Annotated in this window: 4 protein-coding genes; 2 read left to right on the plus strand and 2 right to left on the minus strand. The window is 74.5% G+C overall.

Translation table 11 applies throughout. The annotated features are described in order from the left end of the window. Positions 1-92: 92 nt before the first annotated feature. Both ACFWR9_RS42515 and ACFWR9_RS42520 read right to left on the minus strand, forming a co-directional pair. Entirely contained in the window at positions 93-869 is a 777-nt protein-coding gene (locus ACFWR9_RS42515; protein WP_383853007.1) for an SDR family oxidoreductase, read from the minus strand. Positions 870-879: 10 nt separating this feature from the next. After that, positions 880-1,551, minus strand: coding sequence for a TetR family transcriptional regulator (locus ACFWR9_RS42520; RefSeq protein WP_383853010.1), 672 nt, complete (start codon positions 1,549-1,551; stop codon positions 880-882). Between the two features lie 158 nt (positions 1,552-1,709). Between ACFWR9_RS42520 and ACFWR9_RS42525 the strand changes: the two genes are divergently transcribed. Both ACFWR9_RS42525 and ACFWR9_RS42530 read left to right on the plus strand, forming a co-directional pair. Further along, the gene (locus ACFWR9_RS42525) at positions 1,710-2,585 is read left to right on the plus strand and encodes a TIGR03619 family F420-dependent LLM class oxidoreductase (RefSeq protein WP_383853013.1); all 876 of its coding nucleotides are present in this window, start codon (positions 1,710-1,712) and stop codon (positions 2,583-2,585) included. Further along, complete coding sequence (locus tag ACFWR9_RS42530) at positions 2,582-3,079, plus strand: nuclear transport factor 2 family protein (protein ID WP_383853016.1); 498 nt, start codon at positions 2,582-2,584, stop codon at positions 3,077-3,079. The genes ACFWR9_RS42525 and ACFWR9_RS42530 overlap by 4 nt, the downstream gene beginning before the upstream one ends. Positions 3,080-3,200: the final 121 nt, after the last annotated feature.

Consider the following 3,200-nt stretch of genomic DNA (forward strand, 5'->3'; position numbering starts at 1 on the left):
CTCCTCACGTCTGCGCGCCCCCCCCCCCCCGGGCCCCCGCCCCCTGTCCCGCGGCCGGGGCACGGCGTCTGCCGGTGAGTGCTCCCGGTGGCTCAGAAGTGCGAGGGTTCGCGGAGCGTCGCCTCGGCGCCCCCGTCGACGTAGAGGACCTGCCCGGTGATGTGCGTGTTGTCGTCACCGGCCAGGAACAGGACCGCCCGCGCCACGTCCTCCGGCCGGAGGTAGCCGTTCAGCGGCATCGGGACGGCGGTGTCCATGACCTTCTTCATATCCGGGTCGTCGAAGATGCCCGCGCTCATGGGAGTGAGCACGATGCCGGGCGCGACGACGTTGACGGGTATCCCGGCGTCGGCCCAGCCCTCGGCGACGGCGGTGCGCCGCGCCCACTGGGCGAGCGCCGCCTTGGACGAGGGGTAGAGCCGGCGCGCGTGGCCATCGGCGACGGCCCGTTCCGCGTGCGCGAGGGCCTTGCCCTCGTCGGCGGCCAGGCAGGCCGCGACGACGTCCGGGTCGGTGGGCTGGGTGCCGGATATGGAGCCGATGAGGACGACGCGGGGTTGCGGGGCGGCGGCGAGGGCCGGACGCAGCGCCGTGACGAACTCGGTGGTGCCGAAGTAGTTGACGGTCACCATCGCGGTGCCGGGCACGGAGGTACCGGCGCAGGTGACGACCGCGTCCACGACGCCGCCGGCCGCCTCGGTCGCCGCGGCGGCGGCAGCGGCACGGCCCTTCGGGGTGGACAGGTCGGCGTCGATCTCGCCGCCGCGCAGGTCGACCCCGATGACGCGGTCGCCCCGGGCGCGCAGGAGGTCGGTGAGGGCGGCACCGATACCGGAACCCGATCCGGTGACGACGACGTTGCGGGGCATGGGGGACTCCTCAGGTCGGCCGATGCAGTTCTGGCACGGTAATCAGCCCGCTCCCGCCGGGGCCCGTCCACTCCCGGTGACCGGGCTGCGGTCCGAGCAGCAGGCGGCAGGCCAGCCGGATGCCGTCCTGCGCGTCCCGGGGCGAGGAACGTTCGTAGAGGACGGTGGTGAGCAGCCCGTACCAGGCCTGCTGCAGGAGACGGACCACGCGGCGGTCCCGCTCGGTGGGGTCGCTCACCCCTGCCGTACGCAGCATCAGATCGGCGAGGAGCTCGTCCGTGCGGCGGGCCGGGCCGCCGCAGTCGACGGGGGCGACGTTGTTGGCCCGCATCATCGCGAGGGCCAGCAGCGGCTGTTCGAAGAGCCGTCGGCTCGCCTCGGTGAGCAGGTCGGTCACAGCCTCCACCGGTCCGGTGCCCGGTGGAGGGGGCGGGGTCTCGGCGTCGAGGCGGAGTATCTGGGCGCGCATGACGGCGGCGAACAGATGCGTCTTCGACGGGAAGTAGCGGTAGAGGGTGGCGATCGCGACGCCGGACTCCCTGGCCACGTCGTGCATCTGCATCCGCTCGAGGCCGTGTGCCGCGCCGAGGCGCGCCGCGCTCCGCAGGATCCGGGCGTGACGCTGGCGCTGCTTGGCCGAGGTGGGGTGCGCGGGGGCTCTTTCGCCACTCGTTCGGGGCACGGTCAGGGCGTCCTTCCGTCGGCCGTCGATGTTTTCGCGTGCCGTGCGGGCGCGGTGCGCGGCGTTCCGGTCAGTGGGACCCGGCCGCTTCCGGCGCGGGGCGCGGACTTGGATGACCCTTCCCCTCCCGTCTGCTCGCGTCCGAGAGAGGTGCCCCCATGCGGATCGGCATCACCAGTCCCGTCGTCACGGCCGTACCCGGTGTCCACTCCCCGTGGGAGCGCGGCGCCGGCATCGAGGAGCTGGGGGCGGTCGCCGAGGCCGCCGACCGGCTCGGTTTCCACCACCTGACCTGTTCGGAGCACGTGGCGGTGCCCGTGGACGTCGCCGAGCAGCGGGGCGGGACCTACTGGGATCCGCTCGCCACCTTCGGGTACCTCGCCGCCCGCACCCGCCGCATCCGGCTCGCCACCCAGGTCCTGGTGCTGGGCTACCACCACCCGCTGGCCCTCGCCAAGCGCTACGGCACGCTGGACCGGATCTCCGGCGGACGGCTCGTGCTCGGGCTCGGCGTGGGGAGTTTGGAGGAGGAGTTCCGGCTGCTCGGCGCGGCCTACGAGGGACGGGGCGGGATCGCCGACGACGCCCTTGCGGCGCTGCGAGCCTCGCTGTCCCGCCGTGAACCGGCCTATCACGGGGAGCACTTCGACTACGAGGGCTTCGTGGTGGAACCGCACGCCGTGCAGGAGACGGTGCCGCTGTGGATCGGCGGCCGTACGCCGCGTTCGCTGCGCAGGGCCGTGGCGTACGGGGACGGCTGGGTGCCGTTCGGGCTGCCGCTGGACCGGCTGCGCGAGATGGTCGACGCCGCGCCGCTGCCGGAGGGCTTCGAGGTGGTGCTGAGCGCGGGGCGCCCGCTGGATCCGTCCGGCGACGCGGACGCCGCGGCGAAGGCGCTGCACGGGGTGTCCGAGGCGGGGGCCACGCTGGTCAGCGTGTCGCTGTCCGCCGGGTCCGCGGCCCACTACGTGGAGCAGCTGGAGGCGCTGGCGGAGATCGCCGGTGTCGCGGCGAGGGAGGAGGCGGCGGCATGAGCGAGCGACTGCCGGACGACGTCGAAGCACGGCTGCGGCGTCTGGAGGACGAGCGGGACATCGCCAGGATGATGGCCTCGTACGGGCCGCTGGTCGACGGCGGCGACGCGGACGGTGTCGCCGCGCTCTGGGCGCCGGACGGTGTCTACGACATCGACGAGCTCTTCCTCGCGGGCCGGAAGCAGATCGGCGAGATGGTGCGGTCCGCAGCGCACCAAGGCTGGATCCGGCAGGGCTGCGCGCACGTCGTGGGGCCGCCGCACATCACGGTCGACGGCGACGAGGCGGTCGCGGTGTGCCACTCGCTGATGGTGGTGCACGAGGAGGGCCGGTACGTGGTGCGCCGGGCCACCGCCAACCACTGGCGGCTGCGCCGTACGGACTCGGCCCCCGGATGGCAGGTGGTCACCCGGACCAACCGCATCCTGGACGGCCGCCCCGAGTCCCCGGCACTGCTGGCGCGCGGGGTGCGCGGGGTGCCGGCGGAGGGCTGAGCGGGCGGTGACGGGCGGCGGGGGGGGTCGGGGGCGGAGCCGCGCCCCCCCCGGTGGGGGCCCCCGGGGGGGCGGGGGCCGCGGCCGGGGCGCCGCCCCTCGCGTATAAAAAAAAGAGCCA

Source organism: Streptomyces sp. NPDC058534 (assembly GCF_042717365.1).
Taxonomy (GTDB): domain Bacteria; phylum Actinomycetota; class Actinomycetes; order Streptomycetales; family Streptomycetaceae; genus Streptomyces.

Coding starts and splice junctions, on each gene's coding strand:
- ACFWR9_RS42515 (WP_383853007.1), bottom strand. CDS start 869: ATGCCCCGCAACGTCGTCGTCACCGGATCGGGTTCCGGTATCGGTGCC.
- ACFWR9_RS42525 (WP_383853013.1), top strand. CDS start 1,710: ATGCGGATCGGCATCACCAGTCCCGTCGTCACGGCCGTACCCGGTGTC.
- ACFWR9_RS42530 (WP_383853016.1), top strand. CDS start 2,582: ATGAGCGAGCGACTGCCGGACGACGTCGAAGCACGGCTGCGGCGTCTG.